Origin of the sequence: Nocardiopsis alkaliphila YIM 80379, assembly GCF_000341005.1 — a bacterium.
Lineage (GTDB): Bacteria > Actinomycetota > Actinomycetes > Streptosporangiales > Streptosporangiaceae > Nocardiopsis > Nocardiopsis alkaliphila.
On record NZ_ANBD01000044.1, the window covers coordinates 48,947 to 70,677 of the forward strand.

The following is a 21,731-nucleotide window of genomic DNA, read 5'->3' on the forward strand; positions in this document are numbered from 1 at the left end:
ACAGGAGAGGAATCGGGCGACCACGGGCCGGGAGGTCGAAACCACGTCCGATCGCCGCGTCGGTCGGGGTCTTCGGCCGAACCGGCTCCCTCCGTGAGCGATGGCCCCGTTCGGGTACACACATGGTGTGAGCGGAGCGACCCGAATGGCGAAACGATCTCCGTGCTCTCGGTGCCGTGCTGCGGGCCGTTGGCCCCGGTTCGCCCCGATGCGCCCTTTCTCCGGTCGTCCGCGAGGACTCGGCGAACGAGGGCGCGCCTTCGCCACGTGGTCGCGACCTTGGTGTAACCAAGGTCACAGTCCATCGTTTTCGGGGAACGGCGCCGGAACACGGTCACCGGCGCGTCCATGTGCAAGGAGGCACGACCATGGCGATCTACGCTCCTCCCGGTGAGCCGGGCAGCGTCGTCGAGTACGCGGCACGTTATGAGAACTGGATCGGTGGTGAGTGGGTCGCGCCCGTGAAGGGACGCTATTTCCAGAACCCCACTCCCGTCACCGGACGTACCTTCACCGAGATCGCCCGCAGCGGTCCCGAAGACATCGAACTCGCCTTGGACGCCGCGCACGGCGCCGCGCCCGCCTGGGGCCGCACCAGCGCGGCCGAGCGCGCGATCGTCCTCAACAAGATCGCCGATCGCATGGAGGAGAACCTCGAAAGGATCGCGGTCGCAGAGTCGTGGGAGAACGGTAAGGCGGTCCGCGAGTGTTTGGCCGCCGACATCCCACTGGCCATCGACCACTTCCGCTACTTCGCGGGAGCCATCCGCGCCCAGGAAGGGCACAGTTCCCAGATCGATGATGACACCGTCGCCTACCACTTCCAGGAGCCCTTGGGCGTGGTCGGTCAGATCATCCCGTGGAACTTCCCCATTCTCATGGCGGTGTGGAAGCTCGCCCCGGCCCTGGCCGCGGGCAACGCGGTGGTCCTCAAGCCCGCCGAGCAGACGCCGGCGTCGATCCTGCTGTTGATGGACCTCATCGGTGACCTTCTGCCACCGGGCGTGATCAACGTCGTCAACGGTTTCGGTGTGGAGGCGGGCAAGCCGCTGGCGTCCAACCCACGGGTACGCAAGGTCGCCTTCACCGGGGAGACCACCACGGGGCGGCTGATCATGCAGTACGCCTCGGAGAACCTCATCCCGGTCACACTGGAGCTGGGCGGCAAGAGCCCCAACCTCTTCTTCGCGGACGTGGCCGCCGAGCGTGACGCGTTCTACGACAAGTCGTTGGAGGGTTTCACGCTCTTCGCCCTCAACCAGGGTGAAGTGTGCACCTGCCCCTCTCGGGCCCTGATCCAGGACTCCATCTACGACGACTTCATGGCCGACGCCCTGGCCAGGGTCGGCCGGATCAAGCAGGGGAACCCGCTGGACACCGAGACCATGGTGGGCGCCCAGGCCAGCAACGACCAGTTGGAGAAGATCCTGTCCTACATCGACATCGGTCGTCAGGAGGGCGCCAAGGTGCTCACCGGGGGAGGCCGGGCCGAGCTGGAGGGCGATCTGGCGGACGGGTACTACGTCACCCCGACGGTCTTCGAAGGTCACAACGACATGCGTATCTTCCAGGAGGAGATCTTCGGCCCCGTGGTGTCCGTGGCGCGCTTCGACGACTACGCCGACGCCATCAAGATCGCCAACGACACCCTGTACGGGCTCGGCGCGGGTGTGTGGTCGCGGAACGGCAACATCGCCTACCGGGCCGGTCGCGACATCCAGGCCGGCCGTGTGTGGGTGAACAACTTCCACTCCTACCCGGCGCACGCGGCCTTCGGTGGCTACAAGCAGTCGGGGATCGGTCGAGAGAACCACAAGATGATGCTCGACCACTACCAGCAGACCAAGAACCTTCTGGTCAGCTACTCGGAGCAGGCGATGGGTCTGTTCTGATGGACGCTCACGGCGATGACACGACGGTCGAGCGGGTGGCGGTCACCGATCGGGCGGCGGCCCTGATCCGGGAGCTGACCACCGATCACGGCCCGTTGATGTTCCACCAGTCCGGCGGCTGCTGTGACGGCAGTTCCCCGATGTGCTATCCGGTGGGGGAATTCCGTACCGGAGCCTCCGACGTGCGTCTCGGGGACCTGGACGTGGGGCTTTCGGACCCGGTGCCGGTGTGGATGTCGCGCTCACAGTTCGAACTGTGGAGCCACACCCACTTGACCATCGACGTCGTCCCGGGGCGGGGCTCGGGCTTCTCGGTGGAGGCCCCGACCGGACAACGGTTCCTGATCAGGTCGCGGTTGATGAGTGAGGAGGAGTCGGCTCGGCTGGAGAACGAGGGCTGAACCGTCTCCGACCGACCACGACACAGGCCCGAACGGGGGATGGGGCGGGGCCGACCGGGGAAGGGGCCCGACCGGCCGGCGCCCGTGTGCACACGTTCAAGAGACGTTGTTCTCGGCCCCGCTCTTGGTGAAGCGATCGCTTTCCAGCCGGTCGGCCAGCTCGTCCGTGCCCAGCAGGTCCCGACGGATCCGACCGGTCCGATACCCGACCCGGGCCACGATGTGGCCGGCGACCGGAACCGTCACCACCTGGAACAGGCCCACCAGGACCAGGGTCCCGGCGCTGAACACACCGGTCTCCTCCTGAGGAAGGATTCGCAGACCGATTCCCACCAACACCAGCAACAGCCCAAGGACCTGGGGCTTGGAAGCGGCGTGCATACGGGAGAGCAGGTCGGGGAAGCGGAGCAGACCGATTCCGGCGATGAGGGACAACAGCGCCCCGGCCAGAAGGCACAGAATCGCGATCCAGTCCAGGATCTGGACGAACTCTTCGCTCACGAGGTCTTCCCCTCCTCTTCGACCGTGTCCTCAGCGAGCCGGAAGACCGACGGGCCCTCATCGTCGTGACTCTCGGTGCGTCGGGCGACGAACTTGGCGATACTGACCGACCCCACGAAACCCAGCAGCGACAACACCAGCAGGGTGGGCAGGACCGTGGGGTCGCGGTTGAACGCCGCGTAGGCACCCAGACCGGTCAGGGAGAAGGCCAGCAAGGCGTCGACGGACAGTGCCCGGTCGAGGATGCTGGGCCCCAGCAGGAGTCGGACCATGCTCATCAGCGCGGCCACCGCGAGCAGGACGGCGATGATGATCCACAGCGTGTTCACACGCTCCCCCTCTCAGAGGCCAACACGGCCTCCAGATCGGCGATGTTCTCCCGGGTACCGATCCCGCGGGCGATGCGCTCCTCCAGCGCGTGGACGTCCTTCTTCGCCTTGGCCGCCTCCTCCTGGTTCCGCGCGCCCAACACGTGCACGTACAGCACGTGTTCGGGCTGGGAAGCCTCCACGATCACACTGCCCGGGATGATCGACGTGGCGATGGCGACACACACCATGATCAGGTCGGAATCGGTGCGCATCCGTACGGCGATCACCGAGCTCTTCACCGGTGGGCCGGGGCGGAGCACCCAGGAGCTGACCTCGATGCTCGCGGCGAACATCTTGCCCAGGATGTACAGGAGCATGTAGACGCCCTGTACCGGCCAGAACCGGAAGCCCGGAACGATCGGTGGCAGTGGAAAGACCATCATGATGGCCAACGAGACCAGGAACCCCAGGACGGCGAGCCCCAACGACTCTGGCCGTGGCTGGAAGGCGTTGAAGAGCAACATCCAGACCACGGTCATCCCCAGGGCCACCGGGATCTGAACCTTGCCCAGCCGGCTTCGGACCGCGCGCACGCGCAGCTTCTTGCGGACCTTCTTCTTGGTCTGCGGTTCGTTCATCGAGAGCCTCCCAGGACCGCGTCGATGTAGGGAGTGCGTGCCATCAGATCGGTCGCGGCCTCCGAGGAGTAGGCGATGAGCGGTCCGGCGAACACGGTCATGGCCAGGCCGAAGGCGACCAAGGCCACGGTCGCGCCCACCATGCTCTTGGGCAGGACCACCGAGGTCACCACTGGAGTGGCCGCGGTGGAGGTGTCCCCCAGACGGGAGGACGGGCCGACCGCGTCGCCCGGACCCAGGGCCGCGGTGGAGGTGTCATCGTCCTCGGTGTCCTCCAGTACGGTGCCGGGCTCGGCGACCATGCCTTCGGACGGGGCGCGCCAGAAGGCGTAGTTCCACACGCGGGCGATGACGTACAGGGTCAGCAGGCTGGTGAGCACCGAGGCGCCGACCAAGGTGTAGGCGAGAGGAGTACCCGCGTCGACACCGGCCTGCATCAGCCCGATCTTGCCGAGGAAGCCCGACAGCGGCGGGATGCCGCCCAGATTCATCGCGGGGATGAAGAACAAGATGGCCAGGATCGGCGCGATCTTGGCCAGGCCACCGAGGTTGTCCAGCGCCGTGGATCCGCCTCTGCGTTCGATCAGACCCGTCACCAGGAACAACGTGGTCTGCACGGTGATGTGGTGGGCGATGTAGTACACCGCGCCGGCCATGCCCAGCTGGCTGCCGAGGGCCACGCCGAACACCATGTAACCGATGTGACTGATCAAGGTGAACGACAGCAGACGCTTGATGTCGGTCTGCGCCACCGCGCCCAAGATGCCCAAGAGCATGGTGGCCAGGGCCACCCACATCAGGGCGTCGTTGAGCTGGACGCCGGGGAACAGTAGTGTCTGCGTCCGAATGATCGCGTACACGCCCACCTTGGTGAGCAGCCCCGCGAACACCGCGGTGACCGGAGCCGGAGCGGTGGGGTAGGAGTCCGGCAGCCAGGCCGCGAGGGGGAACACCGCCGCCTTGATACCGAAGGCCACCAGCAGGATGACCTGTAGGATCAAGGCCAGGTCCGAGGAGAGCTCGGGTAGGCGCTCACCGAGCTGGGCCATGTTCACGGTTCCGGTCGCACCGAAGATCAACGCGATGGCGAGCAGGAACAGCACAGAGGAGACCAGCGAGACCACCACGTAGGTGGCGCCCGCCCGCATCCGCGACTGGGTACCGCCCAGGGTCAACAGCACGTAGCTGGCGGTCAGCAGGATCTCGAAACCGACGTAGAGGTTGAACAGGTCACCGGCGAGGAAGGCGTTGGAGACACCGGCCACCAGGATCAGGTAGGTCGGCTGGTACACCGACAACGGCGCCACCTCGGCCTTGCCGGCCATGCCCTGACCGATCGAGTAGATCAACACGGCCAGGGTCACGGCGGCGGAGACCGTCACCATCAACGCGGACAAGCGATCGGCGACCAGCGTGATGCCGATCGGAGTCTCCCAGCCGCCCACTTGGACGGCCTGGGGCCCGAACACGTCGGCACCCACCATCAACGCGGCACCGATGACCAGCACGAGCGTCAGGGCGATGACACTGAGCCATTGCTGGACCCGCGGCCAGCGGATGCCCATCGCGAGCTTCACGCCGGCCGCGAAGAGCGGCAGCACCACCGGCAAGGGGACGAGGTAGTGCAGGAGTCCGGCGAAGTGGTCCCATCCCATGGTCAGTCGTTCCCTTGCAGGTCGCTGTCCTCTGCGCGAGCCAGGCGTTCACGCTCTGCCCGCATGGTCTGACGTGCCTGACGCCGTTGCGAACGGATGCGGCGACGCAGCTCGCGCCACAGTTCGCGTTCGGCGGCGCGGTCCGCACGTCGATGCTCACGCAGCCGCTTGCGGCCCAGACGAATGCGGCCACGCAGCTCCGTCACCTGATTGACCATGCTCTGTTGCCGGTCGGCCAGGCGACGCACCTTCTCCTGGGACCGTTCGTCGACCTTGCCGTCCTCGGCTTCCACCTCGAATCGGGCCAGCTCGGCCTGGGCGGCCGCGATCTCCGCCTTGATTCGGGCCTGTTCGGCCAGCTCTTGGGCGTCGGCGGCGGCGATGGTCGCTTGGAGCTCGGCGCGCTGCCTGCGGATGTCCGCTCGCAGTCGGCGACGCTCCTTCAGGAAACGCTGACGTACCGCGCGTCGACCCTCGCCCTGCACGATCCGCAGGTCCTCGGCGTCGTCTTGGACCTCGTCGTTGCCCTCCAGCTGCCAGCTCCGGTAGGCCAGGGCCAACAGGAAGGCCGTGATGCCGAGGGTGATGACGATCGCCGTCAAGATCAACGCCTGTGGCAGTGGGTCGGTCATCTCCTCGATGTCGGAGGTGAACCACCGGACCGGAGGGCCACCCGGCTCCCCCGCCATGGCCAGGATCATCAGGTTGACGCCGTTGCTCATCACGATGAAGCCCAGCAGTACCCGGGTGAGGCTGCGTTCCAACAGGAGCACCACACCGACCGCGACGAGGAAACCGATGACGATGACGAGGGTCAGGCTGGGTGTCTCGCTCACGGAGTGACCTCCTCGGCTCGTGCGGGGGCTCCGTGCGCGGCCGCGTCCTCCTCGTACAGGGCGTCCCGTTCGATCTGTTCGTCGATCCGAGCACCGAGGCTGCGCAGGATATCCAGGATCAGACCGATGACCAGCAGGTACACACCGATGTCGAAGAGCAGCGAGACCGTCACGTGGGCTTGGCCCAAGAGCCAGAAATCGATGTAGAAGTCGGCCCCGGCGAGCACGTCCTCGAGGAAGATGGCGCCACCGAGCGCCGTACCCGTGGCTATGGCCAGACCGGCGCCGATCAGTGCGCCCGGCTGCACCCACGCGGTGGCGTACAGCTCGAACCTGCCACCGGCGAGGTAGCGGACGATGAACGCCAGACCCGCCACGATGCCACCGGCGAAACCACCGCCGATGTCCGTGTGACCGGTGAGCAGCAGGTACACCGAGATCGCCATGATCACGGGGAAGAGGAAGCGCGAGACCACCTCGAAGATGATCGACCGGCGTTCGGTGGGTTGTGCTTCCGCACCGGGCAACCAAGCGCGGTTCCACTGCGGCCTGACGTGCATGTGCTGCGGAGCGACCCGCAGGTCGCCCAGCTCCACTCGATCGTGCCCGTTGGTGGGCTTGGGCGGAGGAGCGACGGACAACGCCATCACACCACTGGGTGCCTTCCGGGGCTGGGCCCGGCGGCGCACGAACATCAGGCTCGCCACACCGGCGGCCGCGGCGGCCAGCACCGCGATCTCGCCCATGGTGTCCCAGGCGCGGACGTCGACCAGCAGCACGGAGATGATGTTGTAGCCGCCGGCCTCGTCGGCCGCGTCCACGTAGGACGGGCCATCGGGGCCGCCCAGGGCGATGGAGGGTTCTTGCCGACCGGCCAGGGCGTACCACGTCATGGTGGCCGCGAGCAGGCCGGTGGCGGCGCCGATCGTCAGGTTCCAGATCCGGCGGCCTCTGAGCGCGGGTGCCGAGAACTGGGCCGGGAAGCGGCGCAGCACCAGGACGAAGACCACCAGGCTGACGGTTTCGACGAGGAACTGGGTGAGCGCGATGTCGGGTGCGCCCTGCAGGTAGAACAAGGCGGCCACACCGTAACCGCCGACACCGACGAGGATGACCGCGTACAGACGGCGCCGCACGAACAGGATCAACAGACAGGTGATGACGATGATCAGCGCGGGGATGACCTGAACCGGGGTGTCCCACAGGCGCAGTGGCGGGTAGTCGCCCACCCAGATCCGGCCCGTGATCATGGGGACGCCCGCACAGACCACGAGGAACACCAGGATGGTGCCGAGGTAGACCGGGAGCGAACCGCGCTGGGTGCTACCGGTGACCTGGAGGGCCAGGCTCTCCAACCCCGCCGTCATCCGACGGTAGTTGCGCTCGGGATGAAAGACCGTGAACCGAGTACCGAGCCAGGCCACCCGGTGGCGGAAGTAGAACAGCACCAGACCACCGGCGACGCAGACCGCCGACAGCAGCAGGGGCGCCTCCCATCCGTGCCACAGGGCCAGGTAGGAGGGGTGTTCCTCGTGCGGTCCCGGAGGGACCGTGTCGGCGTAGACGGCGAAGAGCGGGTCGATCCAGGAGGAGAGGAGACCGCCGAACAGGCTGAGCACGGCCAGGACCACGGCCGGTGCGAGGAAGGGGGCACCGGGGGCCTGGACCGGGGTGGGCGGCACACCCTCCTTGTCGAGGAAGGCGCCCCACAGGAAGCGCAGACTGTAGGCCACCGTGAAGGTCGAACCGACCACCAGGCCGAGCAGGACCAGGGCGTCGATGACACCGCCCTCGGTGTAGGCACCGAAGGCGAGTTCCTTGGCGACGAAACCGGCGGTGGGCGGCAGACCGGACATGGAGGCCAGGGCCACGACCGTGACCCAGAAGGTGCCCGGCATGGCTTTGCGCAGTCCGGAGAGTTCACGCAGGTCTCGGCTCCCGGTGCCGTGATCGATGATGCCGACCACGAGGAACAGGGGAGCTTTGAAGAGGGAGTGCGCGACGAGCATCGCGATTCCCGCGAGGGCGGCGGCCCGGGTTCCGGTGCCCAGCAGGGCGATGAGGAAACCGAGCTGACTGATGGTGCCGTAGGCCAGAACGAGCTTGAGGTCGACCTGGCGTAGTGCTTTCCATCCACCGAGCACCATGGTGATGACACCGAAGAACAGTGCCATGGCCTGCCAGACGAGGACGTCGCCGAAGACGGGGGTGAGACGGGCGACCAGGTAGACACCCGCCTTGACCATCGCCGCGGCGTGCAGGTAACCGGAGACCGGTGTGGGAGCCTGCATGGCGGCGGGGAGCCAGAGGCTGAAGGGGAACAGCGCCGACTTGGACATGGCGCCGATCATGATCAGCACGAGGGCCGCGTCGACGATGGCACCGGAGGTCGGAGGGTCGGCGACGATCTCGGAGATCACGTAGGTCCCGGCGGTCTCGCCGAGCATGACCATGCCGACCAGCATCGCCAGACCGCCGAAGGTGGTGACGGTCAGGGCCGTCATCGCAGCCCGGCGACTGTCCTTCGATTCGGCCTTGTGGCCGACCAGAAGGTAGGAGAAGACCGTGGTCAGTTCCCAGTAGATGAAGAGCTGGATGAGGTCATCGGCCAGTACGAGACCGAGCATGGCGCCCGCGAACGCGACGAACACGCCGGCGAAGCGGGGCAGTCCCGGTTCGGAGTCACTGAAGTAGCGCGCGCAGTAGACCAGGATGAGGGTGCCCACGCCCGCGGCGATGAGCGTCATGACCAGTCCGAGGGCGTCCATGTGCAGGCCGAGCCGCAGCGAGAACTGTGGTGCCCACTCGACGGCTTCGGACAGGCCCTCGCCGTTCAGGATGGTCGGTAGCTGGAACAGGGCCCATATGGTCGACAGACCGGGAACGATCGCGAGCGCGTAGAAGCCGTTGCGGCCCCACAGGCGCACTAGTAACGGCGCGACCGCTGCGGTGATGAAATGCGCGACCAGCACTGTTGTCAATGCGCCCCTCCCGGACCGGTCCGGGCCCACCCGGGAACCTCGGGCGGACGTCCACTGCCCCGCAGTAAACGACGCCGCCCACAGTCGGACCGAAGGGGATGTCGTTTCCGTGTCGAGGGGCATGGATCTACTTGAATTTGCGTGCTTAAGCTATTTAATAGTTAGGCTACACACACGTCAAACTACCGCGCGGGTCGGGTACCCGTGCGCAGAGCCCAGCCAGCGAGGACCGTTTCGTGCTCGATGAGACCCCCGAGGCCTGTTCTGAACAGCAGGGACGCACTGAGCCGAACTCGGCTGAACTCGAAGAGTTCCAGCGCGTGTGGACCGAACTCATCAACGCGGCGCTTCATGCCCGATCCCGGGGCGGGCACGGGCATCGCGGTGTTGATGAGGTCACCTTGACGCAGTCGCTCCTCATGGAGACGGTGCGTGGGATGGAGAACCCGAGTGTCGGTGCCATCGCCCACATCGTCGGTGTGTCCTCGCCCTCGGCCACTCGGATGATCCAGCAGTTGGAGCGTAAGGGGATGATGGCCCGACGGCGCTCGGAACGTGACGAACGCAGCACCGTGGTCACCATCACGGAGGAGGGCGAGCGAGCCCTGGCCGAACGTCGCAAGTACATGGAACGAAAGCAACGCCAGGTCTTCGACGCGATCAGGCCCTCACTGCGCCCGCTCGTTCTCGACGTCCTGCGTGATCTGCGCGACGCCATAGACGAGACCTGATCTGGGTCCTGGCGAGACGGTCCTCGGCTTCGACCGTGGTTCTCAGGGGTCTCCTTCGTCCACCCCGGTCACTTCCTCCATCGAGCGGTTCGCCCTGTGGGGCGGGCGACCAGGCTCGCCTGATCGATTCCCGGATGCTCTGCCCTGGGCAGATCTGCTCAAGGGCGAAACGATGGCGAGCCCGCCCCCGCCCGGCACAGGCTGGAAACACCGGTCCGGAACGAGCGCACGGCTCGTTCCCGACGACGCCGGTACGAGGAGGGATCGATGTACGCCACACTCGCCACCGAGTACTCATCGAGCGGTGGGTTCGACGACCAATTGGCGGCGCGCCTGTTGCGCAGTCGCGTCGTCCTGCTCGGCGGCCAGGTCGACGAGGAGAGCGCCAACCGGGTGTGCGCGCAGATCCTCCTGCTGGCCGATGACGATCCGCACAAGGACATCACCGTGGCGATCAACAGCCCCGGTGGAGTGATCAGCGCCGGACTCGCCATCTACGACACGATGAACTTCGTGCCCAACGACGTGTCCACTCTGGTCATGGGCTTCGCCGCCAGCATGGGGCAGTTCCTGGCCTGTACCGGGGCGTCGGGCAAGCGTTACAGCATGCCGCACGCGCGGATCATGATGCACCAGCCATCCGGAGGACTCGGCGGGACCGCCGCCGACATCGCGATTCAGGCCGAGAACCTGGCGCACACCAAGAGCACCATGGTGCGGCTCATCGCCGAACACAGTGGCCAGAGCGAACGGACCATCGCTGAGGATCAGCACCGGGACGCCTGGTTCACCGCTGAGGAGGCCCGGGAGTACGGCTTCATCGACCACGTGGTCGAGACCGCCGATCAGATGGCGGGTGGGATGCGGTTCGGTGGCTCGGCGCCGGGGTTCGCCCACCGGACGGGAGGTGTCCGATGAGCGGGCGTTACACGGTGCCGATGGTGGTCGAACGGACCCCGCGAGGAGAGCGTTCGTTCGACGTGTTCAGCAGGCTGTTGTCCGAACGGATCATCTTCCTGGGCACACCGATCGACGACGACGTCGCCAACGTGGTCATGGCGCAAATGCTGCATTTGGACCATGAGAGTCGCGAGACCGACATTCAGCTCTACATCAACTCGCCCGGGGGATCGAATACCGCGCTGACCGCCATCTACGACACGATGCGGTTCGTCAGGGCGGATGTGGCCACGGTATGCATGGGGCAGGCGGCCTCGGCCGCCGCGGTCCTGCTCGCGGCGGGTACCGCCGGCAAGAGGTCCGCTCTGGAGCATTCCCGGGTACTGCTGCATCAGCCCTCCACCGAAGGACGGGGGCAGGCGGCGGATCTGGAGATCCAGGCGGCGGAGATCTTGCGAGTGCGCTCCCAGGTGGAGGAGATCCTGTCCCGACACACGGGGCACAGCCAGGAACGGCTGCGGATCGATACCGACCGGGACAAGATCTTCACCGCCGCACAGGCCAAGGAGTACGGCCTGGTGGATCAGGTGATCGCCACTCGGGAGACGACACCCTTGGCGGCCCGGAGGTGAAAAAGGGGCGGTGGTTCCGACCGGGGCGCGCCGGAACCACCGCCGTGCGCCGCGCGCCTGGGGACGAGCCGCGAAGGCGGCGCCGTCCCGTGGAGGTGGGGGTCAAGCGGCCAGGGAGAGCACCCGTGCCTGCTGGGGAGAGGAAGGAAGGAGCGGTCCCGGAGCCGGGTTCGGCCGTCGCCGTTCGACCCGCTCCAGATGGAACGGCACGGTGCGTTGGTACAACTCACCGAGCACGTCGGTGATGCTCAGCCCCAGTGACCGGTACACCGCGGCCAGGAGTTCGGAGGAAGCCTCTTTGCGCCCGCGCTCGATCTCGGACAGATAGGGCAGGGAGACCTGGGCGTCCTCGGCGACCTCGCGCAGGGTTCGCCCCTGCTCCACGCGGGTGCGGCGCAACAGGTCGCCGATGAGATCCCGCATGAGCGGCTCGCCCTCCGGCCCGGCGGGGCGAGGACCCCTGCGTGCCTCGTCCAGGGAGTGCAGGACGCTCTCGCTCATCGGTGCCCCCTCGTCGAAAGGATCTTTTGGGATTTCGACCCTACGCTCCGAAACGCTGTGCGGGGAGGGGGTCCGTGGCCTTATGCGGACGGCAGAAGTGGAGTGGCCTCGTCGCCTGAGGCGTTCCCTGCTGGTCTGAGGTGGTCGGGCTCGGGCCTAAGGCAGGGAGGGGGACACGGATCTAGCGCACTCTTGCGATGTGCGGCAGGGGGCCTTAGCACGAGTCTGGAACCAGTCGAGGGAACGACCCCGGCACCCGACCAAGAGGAGAGACCATGTACGCCGACCTCACCGCTCAGGCCGCTGACATCTACCGTGCCGAGGCCGAGCGTACGGCTCGCCATGAGCGCTTGATCGCTGAGGCCCAGGGGGGTGAACAGGACCGGTTCCGCCGTGTCTGGGCGCGGCTTCGGGTACAGCGCACCCCTCGCACCCTGGCCGCCTGAGGACCGGCCCGGGGGGAACACGAGGTGACGTGTCGAACAGGGGTCGACACGACACCTTCGTGGGCGCGTGGGGGTCGACCTCGGCCGCGTCCCGACGCACGCGCCGAGGAATATACGGCAAGGGTCCTTGGAACGCGCGTAATTCACGTGCGGTCTTCGGGAAACGCCGGCGCCATTGATGCCGAACGTGCGCACCATGGCTTGATCTTCTGTTCTCCCGGGTCGATTTCGTGGGGATCGGAGAAGGTTCTGCGGGCAGATTCGCGGGAATTCGTCGTCGATTCTCCGATCTCGAATCAGCGGAGGGTCTTGGCCGTCGAGCGCGGGCCTGAAAGCCCCGGGAAACGGCACCGCCGAGAGGGGCCTCGCCCGGCACGCCGAACTCGGTGTGGATCTTCGTGCGGAGGACGAGTCAAGAGCGAACGCGTTCGTTCGGCTCGGGGGACAGCGGTTCCGCGTAGGCGGACAGTGCCGCGTCGAGGAGGTCGTGGGCCTCACCGATTCTCGCCTCGGATTCGGCGAGGTCGGCGAGCATGGCGTGCGAGTCCGCCTTCTCGAGGCGGGTGCTGACGCGCTCACTCAGCCGCAAGACGTCCTCCAGGGCCGGCTTGGCGCCGGCCGGATCGGCCGCCGCCAGCTTGGTGGTGGCAAGCCCCATCAGTACCCCGATCCGGGCGAAGGTCTCTTCCTCCTCGGTGAAGAATTCCAGTGCCCGATGGAAGTAGTCGATGGCGGATTCGTGTTCCCCCAGGTCACGATTGGTTTCTCCCAGACGTCGCAGCATGAGGGCGATTCCTCGGTTGCGGCCGAGCCGGGTATGGATGGCCAGTGCGCTCTCGAAGTGGGTGCGTGCCTGGACGGGGCGACCTCTGGCCAGTTCGCACACCCCGAGCCCTTCCAAGGAGGAGGCCTGGCCCAGCGTGTGTTCGGCCCGCCGCCATAGGCCCAAGGCCGACTCGTTGAGTTCGGCGGCCCGGTCGGGTTCATGAGCGTGTAAGTGCCGAGTGGCGAGCACCGTCGACATCATGGCCTGGGCCGCGGGATCATCGAGCGCGCGGGCGGAGGCGGCGCCGATCTCGCAGATCCGTTCCCACGTGCCCGACCGTTCGCGCAACAGGAAGAAGCCGAGCAGGGCCTCGCACAGCTGCCAACAGGTGGAGTGCCGATCGGTGGACGCGCTGAAGCGCACGATGGCCTGGAGGGTTTCCAGCTCGGCCTCCAACCATTCCACCGCCCGCAGTTCGGAGGGGAACCTTTGCTTGGGCAGGCGCTCGTAGACGGGGGCCAAGTGCCAACGGCCCGGATTCAGGGTCCGATCGGCCGAGGCGGTGGTGGTCAGGTAGTACTCCAGCACACGGTCGAGGGCCGCCTCGGCCTCCTCCGCGGGTTCGTCCTCGATGGCTCGGGACCGCGCGTGTGGCCGGATCAGGTCGTGCTGGCGGAACCGACCCTGGGGGAGCCTCTCCAAGAGATCGGCCGTGACCAGGTGATCCAAGAGGTCCTCGGTCTCGGATGGCTCCGTGGACAGGAGCGCGGAGGCGACCTCCACGGTCAGGTCCCGGCCGGGCAGCAGACCGAGTAAGCGGTGGAGACGCCGTGCCGGAGCGGACAGCTGCCGATAGGAGGCGGTGAACACGTCCTCCACCGAGGACTCCCCGGTGCGGCTGAACCGGGCCGGACGCTCGCTCCCCTCCTCCGCCAAGCAGGAGACCAGACGGCTCAAGGGCTGGTGCGGGCGCAAGGTCAGTCCGCTGACGGCGACGCGTAGGGCCAGGGGGAGTCGCCCGCACAGTCCCACCAAGGCGCGGGCCGAGGAGGGGTCGGTGTGGGTTCGTTCGTCACCGAGCAGGCGCGCCACGAGTTCGATGGCCTCGATCTCTCCCAAAGGGCGGATGTCCAGGTACTCGGCACCGTCCAGGCGCAGTCCCGCCGGCCGCAGCCGGGTGGTCACCAGGATCAGGTGCGGGCCTCGACCTGGGGCCAGGGCGCGGACTTGTGCGGCGGTCGCGGCGTTGTCGAGGAGGAAGGCGACCCGTTTGCCATGGGTGTGGTCACGGAAGGCCTCCGCCCGGGCGGCGAACGTGGTGGGGACCGAGCCCGGTCGGACGCCCAGTGCGCGTAGGAACGAACCCAGTACCTCCGAGGGATCGGCCGGGCCGGTCTCGATGAACCCTTGGAGGTCGGTGTGCAGGACGCCATCGGGGAAGTGCTCCGCGACCGCGTCGAGGAAGTGGGTGGCCAAGGCGGTCTTGCCGACACCGCCGGTGCCGGTGAGCACCATGGTCCGGCCGTGCCCCTCACGGGCGATCTCGTGCTGGAGGACGTTCAGGCGGTGGAACTCGGGTTCGCGGTCGGTGAAGATCCGCGGTGGCATCGGCAGTCGGTGGGGCATGGCAACGGAGCGGCCCGTGCCCAGGTCCAGGGAGCCGGGAATCGCTCCCGCCTGGATCAGCGCACCGCCGTGCGCCACCCCCGCTTCGCCGTCGACGGGGGCGCGCCGTTCACTCTCATGAGGGAGCATGGAGGGCCTCTCTCGACGTCGACGGAAAAGATTCTGCCCTTGACCGGTGCCGGTAATCCCGGAGTGGGGTTCCTCACATGTCCTCACGTTCCGGGCGTGGGTCCTTGAAGTGCGAAAGGCAGGTAAGGGCCGGCAAAAGCTCTTACCGATATTCGTGTCTTCTGTGTTTAATCCTCTTTGTTCGGGAAGGACGGGAGAGCGTCTAACTGTGGGAGGTCTTAAGTGGAGATCACCGGCATTATCAGCGCACTGATCGTCGGACTGATCGTCGGTGCGCTGGGACGACTCGTCGTTCCCGGCAAGCAGCACCTGCCGATCTGGTTGACCCTGATCCTGGGTATCGTGGCCGCGTTGCTCGGAGGGTGGATCGCGGCGATGTTGGGGGTGGCGAACTTCTTCCTCGTGTTGCTCGTCCAGGTCTTGGTGGCGGCGGGGATCGTCTACCTCGCCGATGGGCTGTACTCGAAGAACGCACGCAGCACCGCATGACAGGCCGCGTTTTCACGAATCTCGACCCGAGGCCACCGGATTCGATCCGGTGGCCTCGACCACGTGTACGGTTCGTCCTGAACGTGTTGATTCCTCCGCCGCCGCCAGTACGGCCACCACGTCCCGGCCGAATCGCAGGTCACACGGATCCCCTGGATCACCGTTCACCTGGGCCGCGAGCCGGTCGATCGCGGCACCGAACGCCTCCACTGGGTCGCCCTCCCCGCCGGGGACCGAACGCCGACCACGTTCCCCGTACAGATCGATGCAGAACGTCTCCGTTCCGGGGGCCGCGTCCAGCGTCATCGAGAACGAACCGACCGCTCCGCCCCGGTGACGGGTCAACAAATGTGTGCTGTCCCGAGGTCCGGTCAACGCGGTGACCTCTTCCACCGATCCCAGTACCGGGAGTACCACCGACAGCAGGTGCGGGCCCACGTCCCATAGGCCCCCCTTCTCCCGGCGCCAAGGGGAGGCACCGTAGGGGTTGCCGGGTTGGAAGATCGACGCGAACAGGGTCGCCCGTGCCCCATGCCAATCGCCTTCGGCCGCGCCGGCGCGCAGGAAGTCGTTCACGTTGTCGAAGAACCGGTTGGTGAAGAAGACCACGGAGGCCAGCCCACGTGTCTCGGTCTCGGTGAGCAGGGCGTCGGCTGCCTCCAAGGTCAAGGAGACCGGTTTGTCCAGGAGTAGGTGTCGGCCGGCCCGGGCCGCACGTAGCGCGAGGTCGCCCTGGACGTGCGGGGGCAACGCGATGGCCACGGCGTCGACGTCGGTGATGAGCGCGTCCACGTCCGTGTAGGGGCGGGTGCCCAGATGCGCGGCCAGGTGGGCGGCCTTGTTCGGATCACGTCCCCACACACCGATGAGTTCCACCTTCGGGTGCGCGGCCAAGGCGGCCCCCTGTGTTTCCCGGGCCCAGTGACCGGTGCCCAGCAACCCGAATCGCAGTCCCATGCGTGTCCCTTCGAGATCGAGGATCCATCAGTTGAACCTTGGCTTACGGGAGCGCTCCCAGCAAGGGGAGGGCCCAGAGGCCGGTCTCGTCCCGATGTGTGGGGCCGCCGTTCGAGGTGGCCGGATGCGGACGTTGATTCGGGCTGTTTCCGAACAAAAGCGCTGGTGGTTCGGGTTCTCCCGATCCGATGGCGTTGATGGGGCTCGGCGAGCTTCGGTAAACGCCTGGTGGTTTCCGGCGGGCTCCCGCATGATGGTTTCTCGGAAGACGCAGGTCACAGAAGGAACCGGAACGAGGGCCCGGCCTCGACCTGCCAGAGACTTTCGCGAAACGGGGCCTGCCGCCGTGATCGCCACTCCCCGCCGCCCTGGAACCGATGACCGACCCCTGGTGACCAAGGCACCTTCCCACGGGTGCCGCCACACCCCGCTGCTCGCGCTCACATCCAAGGGGGACGACGTGGTGAGCCTCGACCCGACGAGTCTGGACCTGGAGCCGATCATGGCGCGGGAGGTGATCGAGTCCGTGTTCGTCGACCACTTGGCCGAGACCGCGATCCGTGCCGCCGGACTCATCTCCCATCGTTGGGCCCTGGCCGTGCCGGAGCGACCCACCGAACCGATCAAGTTCGAGACCGCCCGCCAGGCCCGGGTGTGGCTGGACACCAAGACGGGGGTGTTGCTCGACTGCGCCGATCACGCGCAGGCCATGGGTGAGCACTTGACGGTCTGCCGGATCGCCGAGTCGCTCGAGGCCCACCTACGCGGTGGAGGCGACTTCCAGACGCGTGTCAGGTTGTTGCGCTCAGGGGTACGTTCCGCCCGGTGCGCGGCGGACACGGTGTGGGAGGCGCGCCTGCGCAACCTCCTCGGGTTGGTCTTGGCCGAGTCGGGAGAGCTCCAGGCGGCGAACACGGAACTCGTCGCCGCACTGGACCTGGCGGAAACGGACGGGGATGACCGAGGACGTGCCTCGTCCTTGCGATGCCGGGGCATCGTGGCCCAGCGGGACCGGCGGGACGAGGACGCGTTGGCGTTGTTCGATCGGGCCCGTTCGTACATGGGATCATGGGCCGGGCGAAAAGAGACCGCCGCACTGGATCTGTCGACCGGTCGGTCGCTGGTGAACCTGGGCAGGTTCGACCACGCCCTGGAGGCCCTCGACGGCGCGATGGGGGTTCTCTCCGACCCGGACGGTGCCGGGGGAGTCGACGAGGTCGAGGTCGCCGCGGTCCGATCGGAGCGAGGACGTGCGCTCATCGCCAAGCGCAGGACCGACGAGGCCCGGGTGGAACTGGAGCTGGCACTGGAGGGGTTCGCCGCTCACGAGAAGATCACCCGGATGGCCCGGGTGCGTGAGCTGCTCGCGGGGCTGGGACAGCTGGTCGGGGAGACCGACTGGCGGCGGCATCTGGTGGAGGCCGCACGGCTCCACGAGGAGGCCGGCGACGATGGCGCCGCGGAGCGGGCTCGCCGCCACCTTTGACGAGTCAATGCGGCGATCGACCAACGAACCTTCTATCGGGGTGGCCTGCGGTTTCGGGCTTGGGATACGAAACCACCCTTGACAGGTGGTTCCGATGAACCGACTATGGGCGCACGAAAAGGTGCAAGCGCTTGCACCTTTCAGGTCACGTTCCGGTGGAAAGACACCGCTGATCGTCCCCTGGGGACTGTTTTTGGATGCCTTCGGTCGGCTCGGCGCCTGCGCCGACCGATGCGAGCGGCCGTCCACGCGATCTCTGGCCAGACGATGAGCGAAGGTCGGCCCGGGTTCGGCCGTCCGAGCGACATCGGCGCCGCCAGAGGCGGCGTGGTGACCGCGAGCCCGGAATGACCCGAAAAACAGGACCTGGCCCCACCGGCGGACTCGGCGCCGCACCGAAACCGTTTGCGCACAACCCGCCTCAGCGCCGGGTCAGAGCAGGCGACGCGCCCCGGCCGACGGCAACGCCGTGAACACCTCCGGCACGCCGAACCCACGTTCGGCGAAGGCCGCGAGCACCATCTGTTCACACGGCCGGACATGGTCGTTCTCCACGAGCGCGATCACGCAACCGCCGAACCCGCCCCCGGTGATCCGCGCCCCCAGTGCGCCCGCCGAGAGCACCGCGTCGACCGCGGTGTCCACCTCGGGAACGCTCACCTCGTAGTCGTCGCGCAGGGAGAGGTGCGAGGAGGTGAACAAGGGGCCGATCTCGCGCGGGCGGTCGGCGCGCAGCAGCTCCACGGTTTCCAGGACGCGCTCGTTCTCCGTCACCACGTGCCTGACCCGGGCACGGGTGGATTCGTCGGGGAGCTCGGCCAAGACCTCGGGAAGGTCCTCGGCACCGACCTCCCGCAGTGACCGGACCCCCACGATGGCGGCGGCCTTCGCACAGGACCTTCGGCGCTGGGCGTAGGCGCCACCTGCGAGCCGGCGCGGTGCCCTGGTGTCCACCACCAGCAGCGACATGCCCCTCGCGGCCAGGTCGAACGGTACCTGCTCGGTCTCCATCGAGCGGCAATCCAGGAACAACGCCCGCCCCCGCTCGGCCAGCATCACCGCGGACTGGTCCAGGTTCCCGCAGGGTACGCCCACGAAGTCGTTCTCCGCACGTTGGGCCATACGTGCCACCTCGGTCGGCTCGGGTTCCTCGCCGTACAGTCCGGTGGCGGCCAAGATCGTGGCACAGCACAGCGCCGCCGACGTCGACAGTCCGCTTCCGGCTGGGAGGGAGCTGCCCACCAACAGGTCCAACCCACCGATCTCATACCCCTCGTCGAGCAGGGTCCACAGGGAGCCCGCCTGGTAGGCAACGCCGTCCGGAACCTCGCCCGGGGCGAGACCGACCAAGGAGAACTCGTCCTTCGTGGGAAAACGAAGGGAGTACGGTCGCACCAGCCCGTCCGGCCGCCGCGCAGCCGCGATGGTGAGTGAGCGGGGTAGTGCCATGGGAAGGGCGAAGCCGTCGTTGTAGTCGGTGTGCTCCCCGATCAGATTGATCCGACCCGGAGCGACCCACACCCCTTCGGGTTCGCGCCCGAAGGTCTTCGTGAACCCGTCCACCAGGCCGTTCACCTTCTCGGCCGCCCTTCGGTCCGGCTTCGGGCGAACTTGCGAGCGCCGGTATCGACCACGGGGACCTCGTGCCCGATCTTCGTCACCAGGACGGTAACGACATCGCACACGTGACCGGCGGTGACGAGGGGTTTCATGGGGCGAGCTCCCGGAGGCGTTGGGCGGTGGCCTCGGGTGCGACGTCGTTGATGAACACACCGACGCCGGACTCGGTGCCGGCCGGATACTTGAGTTTGTCGGGGGCACGGCGAACGGAGAAGACCTCCAGCCGAAGTCGGGACAGGTCCCGGTCACCGTGGACGGGTGCCTGGTGCCAGGCGGAGACGTAGGGCAAGGGCTTGTCGAAGAACCGGTCGAGGCGGCCGAGCAGGTCGGTGTAGAGCACGGCGAAGGAGCCACGTTCGGCGTCATCGAGGGCGGGTAGATCGGGCACGGACCGGTGCGGGTACACGTGGACCTCCACCGGCCATCGGGCGGCCTCGGGCACGAACGCGGTCCAGTGCTCGTTGTCCAGCACCACGCGCGGTCCGGTGCGTTCGGCACTCAATACGTCCTGGAACAAGTCGCCACCGGTGGTGCCCCGGTGGGCGCGGGCGGAGGCCAGGACCGTGGCCGTGCGGGGGGTGACGAACGGTAGCGCGTAGATCTGACCGTGCGGGTGGGACAGGGTCACCCCGATCTCCGGCCCCCGGTTCTCGAAGCAGTACACCTGCTCGATGCCGGGCATGGCTGCGAGGTCGGCGCTGCGATCGGCCCAGGCGTCGACGATGGTGCGCATCCGTTTCGTGCCCACCCGGGCCAGGGAGGTTTCGTGGTCCGAGGAGAAGCAGAGCACCTCGCACCGCCCATCGTCGCCGCTGAGCGAGGGGAAGCGGTTCTCGAAGGCGACCACGTCGTAGTCGGATGCGGGGATCTCGGTGTGGCGGTCCTTGGTGGAAGGACACAGTGGACACCGGTCGCTGGGCGGCAGGTGGGTGCGGCCCTGTCGATGAGTGGCGACCACGACCTGCTCCCTGGTCAGCGGGTCCCGGCGCAGTTCGGACCCCGGAGCGCGTTCGGGCAGGTCGCGGGGGTCGTGAAGGTTCCGGCGGAGCTCGTCGGACTCGTCGTAATAGATGATCTCCCGACCGTCGGCCAGGTGTGCGGCGGTCTTCCTCACCGGCTCTCCCTAGGAACGTCGGCGACCACCACACGGCCCACGTGGTCTTGGAGCGTGCGCTGGGCGTTCGGGTCGAGTCCGTCGTCGGTGACGAGCACGTGGCAGCTGTCCAAAGGAGCGATGGTGCTGATTCCGACGGTGCCCCACTTGCTGGAGTCGGCGGCGACCACCAGGTTCTCGGCCGACTCCACCAGGGCCCGGTTGGTCTCGGACTCCACCAGGTTGGGGGTGGTGAATCCGGCACGTTCGTGTACGCCGTGCACGCCCAAGACCAGGGTGTCCAGGTTGATCCCGCGTACGGAGGCCAGGGCGAGTGGTCCGACCAGGGCGTCGGAGGGGGTACGGAACCCTCCGGTGAGCGCGACGGTTCGGTCGGAGCGTTGTGAACGGTGGAAGACCTCGGCCACGTGTAGCGAGTTGGTGATGACGGTGAGTCCGGGGGTCTGGCGCAGGTACTCGGCGACCAGGGCGGTGGTGGTTCCGGCGGACAGGCCGACGGCACTGTGTGGTGCGACGAGGTCGGCCACGGCGCGGGCGATGGCGTGCTTCTCGGCGGCCCGCAGGGTGGACTTGGCCTCGAACCCGGGTTCCTCGGTGCGAGGGCCTTCGGGGGCGATGGCGCCGCCGTGCACCTTGCGCAGGGCGCCGCGCCCCTCCAAGACGTCGAGGTCACGCCGGATGGTCATGTCGGACACGGCGAGGGTCTCGACGAGGTCGGTGACACGCACACTCTTGTCCCGTCGAATCCGCTGGAGGATCAACTCCCGCCGTTGCGCGGCCAGCATTCCGCTCCCAGGTGGTCATATGTGTTCGAAACTGTTCGATCTTAGTCTGTTCGGTCGATTCCTGGGTGTCAATGGGAGCCTTGGGCGTGTTTTCTTGTTCGAAGTAGTTGATAAGTGTTGAAGAGCTTTCGGTGAGGTGTCGCATGCGTAGGTGTTCGTGACAGGGTCCACGGCGTGTTCGGCCCGCCTTGGGCGCGGGGCGAGAGCGACCGACCAGCGCGTCATCACCTTGGGCGCCTGGGGAGCGCCCGGGTGCTGCCCGTGGAACCGCGCGGTCGAGGGGACCGCGCGGTGTCCCCACGAGCCGGTCGCCCAGAACCGGGGCAGCACCTAC

The 21,731-nt window shown here is 67.3% G+C and carries 20 protein-coding genes; 8 read left to right on the forward strand and 12 right to left on the reverse strand.

Features of this window, described 5'->3' with window-relative positions:
• Nucleotides 1–368 precede the first annotated feature (368 nt).
• Together exaC and D472_RS0106625 are read left to right on the forward strand one after the other, a co-directional pair.
• Nucleotides 369–1,892, forward strand: a complete 1,524-nt coding sequence (exaC, locus tag D472_RS0106620; RefSeq protein ID WP_017603711.1) for an acetaldehyde dehydrogenase ExaC — start codon at nucleotides 369–371, stop codon at nucleotides 1,890–1,892.
• Nucleotides 1,892–2,293 (forward strand): DUF779 domain-containing protein, encoded by a 402-nt coding sequence (locus D472_RS0106625; protein WP_017603712.1) that lies wholly within the window; start codon nucleotides 1,892–1,894, stop codon nucleotides 2,291–2,293. Before exaC ends, D472_RS0106625 begins: the two co-directional genes overlap by 1 nt.
• 96 nt (nucleotides 2,294–2,389) lie before the next feature.
• On the opposite strand, the gene mnhG is transcribed toward D472_RS0106625, so the two are convergent.
• From mnhG to D472_RS0106655, 6 genes are read right to left on the reverse strand one after another with little or no spacing between them, the layout of a single operon-like run.
• Nucleotides 2,390–2,794 carry a monovalent cation/H(+) antiporter subunit G gene (gene mnhG, locus D472_RS0106630; RefSeq protein WP_017603713.1) on the reverse strand — a complete coding sequence of 135 codons (405 nt, stop codon included), beginning with the start codon at nucleotides 2,792–2,794 and terminating at the stop codon, nucleotides 2,390–2,392.
• Nucleotides 2,791–3,123, reverse strand: coding sequence for a monovalent cation/H+ antiporter complex subunit F (locus tag D472_RS0106635; RefSeq protein WP_017603714.1), 333 nt, complete (start codon nucleotides 3,121–3,123; stop codon nucleotides 2,791–2,793). The genes mnhG and D472_RS0106635 overlap by 4 nt, the downstream gene beginning before the upstream one ends.
• Nucleotides 3,120–3,743 carry a Na+/H+ antiporter subunit E gene (locus tag D472_RS0106640; RefSeq protein ID WP_017603715.1) on the reverse strand — a complete coding sequence of 208 codons (624 nt, stop codon included), beginning with the start codon at nucleotides 3,741–3,743 and terminating at the stop codon, nucleotides 3,120–3,122. Before D472_RS0106640 ends, D472_RS0106635 begins: the two co-directional genes overlap by 4 nt.
• Nucleotides 3,740–5,398: a Na+/H+ antiporter subunit D gene (locus tag D472_RS0106645; protein ID WP_017603716.1), complete on the reverse strand. Its 1,659-nt coding sequence runs from the start codon at nucleotides 5,396–5,398 to the stop codon at nucleotides 3,740–3,742. Before D472_RS0106645 ends, D472_RS0106640 begins: the two co-directional genes overlap by 4 nt.
• Before the next feature lie 2 nt (nucleotides 5,399–5,400).
• Nucleotides 5,401–6,234 carry a Na(+)/H(+) antiporter subunit C gene (locus D472_RS0106650; RefSeq protein ID WP_017603717.1) on the reverse strand — a complete coding sequence of 278 codons (834 nt, stop codon included), beginning with the start codon at nucleotides 6,232–6,234 and terminating at the stop codon, nucleotides 5,401–5,403.
• Nucleotides 6,231–9,206 carry a Na+/H+ antiporter subunit A gene (locus tag D472_RS0106655; protein WP_017603718.1) on the reverse strand — a complete coding sequence of 992 codons (2,976 nt, stop codon included), beginning with the start codon at nucleotides 9,204–9,206 and terminating at the stop codon, nucleotides 6,231–6,233. Before D472_RS0106655 ends, D472_RS0106650 begins: the two co-directional genes overlap by 4 nt.
• A gap of 245 nt (nucleotides 9,207–9,451) precedes the next feature.
• On the opposite strand from D472_RS0106655, the gene D472_RS0106660 reads away from it, so the two are divergent.
• The 3 genes from D472_RS0106660 (at nucleotide 9,452) to D472_RS0106670 (ending at nucleotide 11,478) form a co-directional block, all read left to right on the forward strand.
• On the forward strand, nucleotides 9,452–9,946 hold the full coding sequence (locus D472_RS0106660) for a MarR family winged helix-turn-helix transcriptional regulator (protein WP_017603719.1): 495 nt from the start codon (nucleotides 9,452–9,454) through the stop codon (nucleotides 9,944–9,946).
• A 267-nt stretch (nucleotides 9,947–10,213) separates the two neighbouring features.
• A complete protein-coding gene (locus D472_RS0106665; RefSeq protein ID WP_017603720.1) occupies nucleotides 10,214–10,864 on the forward strand; it encodes a ClpP family protease in 651 nt (216 codons plus the stop codon).
• A complete protein-coding gene (locus D472_RS0106670; protein ID WP_017603721.1) occupies nucleotides 10,861–11,478 on the forward strand; it encodes a ClpP family protease in 618 nt (205 codons plus the stop codon). The genes D472_RS0106665 and D472_RS0106670 overlap by 4 nt, the downstream gene beginning before the upstream one ends.
• A gap of 102 nt (nucleotides 11,479–11,580) precedes the next feature.
• Here the strand turns inward: D472_RS0106670 and D472_RS0106675 are convergent, their stop codons facing one another.
• The gene (locus D472_RS0106675) at nucleotides 11,581–11,979 is read right to left on the reverse strand and encodes a helix-turn-helix domain-containing protein (RefSeq protein ID WP_017603722.1); all 399 of its coding nucleotides are present in this window, start codon (nucleotides 11,977–11,979) and stop codon (nucleotides 11,581–11,583) included.
• A 275-nt stretch (nucleotides 11,980–12,254) separates the two neighbouring features.
• On the opposite strand from D472_RS0106675, the gene D472_RS28590 reads away from it, so the two are divergent.
• Entirely contained in the window at nucleotides 12,255–12,425 is a 171-nt protein-coding gene (locus tag D472_RS28590) for a hypothetical protein (RefSeq protein ID WP_017603723.1), read from the forward strand.
• Nucleotides 12,426–12,837: 412 nt separating this feature from the next.
• Here the strand turns inward: D472_RS28590 and D472_RS0106685 are convergent, their stop codons facing one another.
• Nucleotides 12,838–14,946 (reverse strand): tetratricopeptide repeat protein, encoded by a 2,109-nt coding sequence (locus tag D472_RS0106685; protein WP_017603724.1) that lies wholly within the window; start codon nucleotides 14,944–14,946, stop codon nucleotides 12,838–12,840.
• A gap of 222 nt (nucleotides 14,947–15,168) precedes the next feature.
• Between D472_RS0106685 and D472_RS0106690 the strand changes: the two genes are divergently transcribed.
• Complete coding sequence (locus D472_RS0106690; RefSeq protein ID WP_017603725.1) at nucleotides 15,169–15,435, forward strand: GlsB/YeaQ/YmgE family stress response membrane protein; 267 nt, start codon at nucleotides 15,169–15,171, stop codon at nucleotides 15,433–15,435.
• Nucleotides 15,436–15,447: 12 nt separating this feature from the next.
• Here the strand turns inward: D472_RS0106690 and D472_RS0106695 are convergent, their stop codons facing one another.
• Nucleotides 15,448–16,392 carry a Gfo/Idh/MocA family protein gene (locus D472_RS0106695; protein WP_017603726.1) on the reverse strand — a complete coding sequence of 315 codons (945 nt, stop codon included), beginning with the start codon at nucleotides 16,390–16,392 and terminating at the stop codon, nucleotides 15,448–15,450.
• A gap of 391 nt (nucleotides 16,393–16,783) precedes the next feature.
• Here D472_RS0106695 and D472_RS27090 point away from each other — a divergent pair, with 391 nt between their 5' ends.
• A complete protein-coding gene (locus D472_RS27090) occupies nucleotides 16,784–17,878 on the forward strand; it encodes a tetratricopeptide repeat protein (RefSeq protein WP_152447912.1) in 1,095 nt (364 codons plus the stop codon).
• A gap of 432 nt (nucleotides 17,879–18,310) precedes the next feature.
• Here D472_RS27090 and galK read toward each other — a convergent pair whose 3' ends face one another.
• The 3 genes from galK to D472_RS0106720 all read right to left on the reverse strand — a co-directional run bounded on the left by galK (nucleotide 18,311) and on the right by D472_RS0106720 (nucleotide 21,397).
• On the reverse strand, nucleotides 18,311–19,453 hold the full coding sequence (gene galK / locus D472_RS0106705; protein ID WP_017603728.1) for a galactokinase: 1,143 nt from the start codon (nucleotides 19,451–19,453) through the stop codon (nucleotides 18,311–18,313).
• Nucleotides 19,454–19,586: 133 nt separating this feature from the next.
• The gene (gene galT / locus D472_RS0106715; RefSeq protein ID WP_017603730.1) at nucleotides 19,587–20,612 is read right to left on the reverse strand and encodes a galactose-1-phosphate uridylyltransferase; all 1,026 of its coding nucleotides are present in this window, start codon (nucleotides 20,610–20,612) and stop codon (nucleotides 19,587–19,589) included.
• Entirely contained in the window at nucleotides 20,609–21,397 is a 789-nt protein-coding gene (locus D472_RS0106720) for a DeoR/GlpR family DNA-binding transcription regulator (protein ID WP_017603731.1), read from the reverse strand. Before D472_RS0106720 ends, galT begins: the two co-directional genes overlap by 4 nt.
• Between the last annotated feature and the right edge of the window lie 334 nt (nucleotides 21,398–21,731).

Bases quoted from the DNA above. Each gene is read 5' to 3' on its own strand.
- exaC (WP_017603711.1), top strand. From the start codon at position 369: ATGGCGATCTACGCTCCTCCCGGTGAGCCGGGCAGCGTCGTCGAGTAC.
- D472_RS0106625 (WP_017603712.1), top strand. From the start codon at position 1,892: ATGGACGCTCACGGCGATGACACGACGGTCGAGCGGGTGGCGGTCACC.
- D472_RS0106640 (WP_017603715.1), bottom strand. From the start codon at position 3,743: ATGAACGAACCGCAGACCAAGAAGAAGGTCCGCAAGAAGCTGCGCGTG.
- D472_RS0106645 (WP_017603716.1), bottom strand. From the start codon at position 5,398: ATGGGATGGGACCACTTCGCCGGACTCCTGCACTACCTCGTCCCCTTG.
- D472_RS0106665 (WP_017603720.1), top strand. From the start codon at position 10,214: ATGTACGCCACACTCGCCACCGAGTACTCATCGAGCGGTGGGTTCGAC.
- D472_RS0106670 (WP_017603721.1), top strand. From the start codon at position 10,861: ATGAGCGGGCGTTACACGGTGCCGATGGTGGTCGAACGGACCCCGCGA.
- D472_RS0106675 (WP_017603722.1), bottom strand. From the start codon at position 11,979: ATGAGCGAGAGCGTCCTGCACTCCCTGGACGAGGCACGCAGGGGTCCT.
- D472_RS28590 (WP_017603723.1), top strand. From the start codon at position 12,255: ATGTACGCCGACCTCACCGCTCAGGCCGCTGACATCTACCGTGCCGAG.
- D472_RS0106685 (WP_017603724.1), bottom strand. From the start codon at position 14,946: ATGCTCCCTCATGAGAGTGAACGGCGCGCCCCCGTCGACGGCGAAGCG.
- D472_RS0106695 (WP_017603726.1), bottom strand. From the start codon at position 16,392: ATGGGACTGCGATTCGGGTTGCTGGGCACCGGTCACTGGGCCCGGGAA.
- D472_RS0106720 (WP_017603731.1), bottom strand. From the start codon at position 21,397: ATGCTGGCCGCGCAACGGCGGGAGTTGATCCTCCAGCGGATTCGACGG.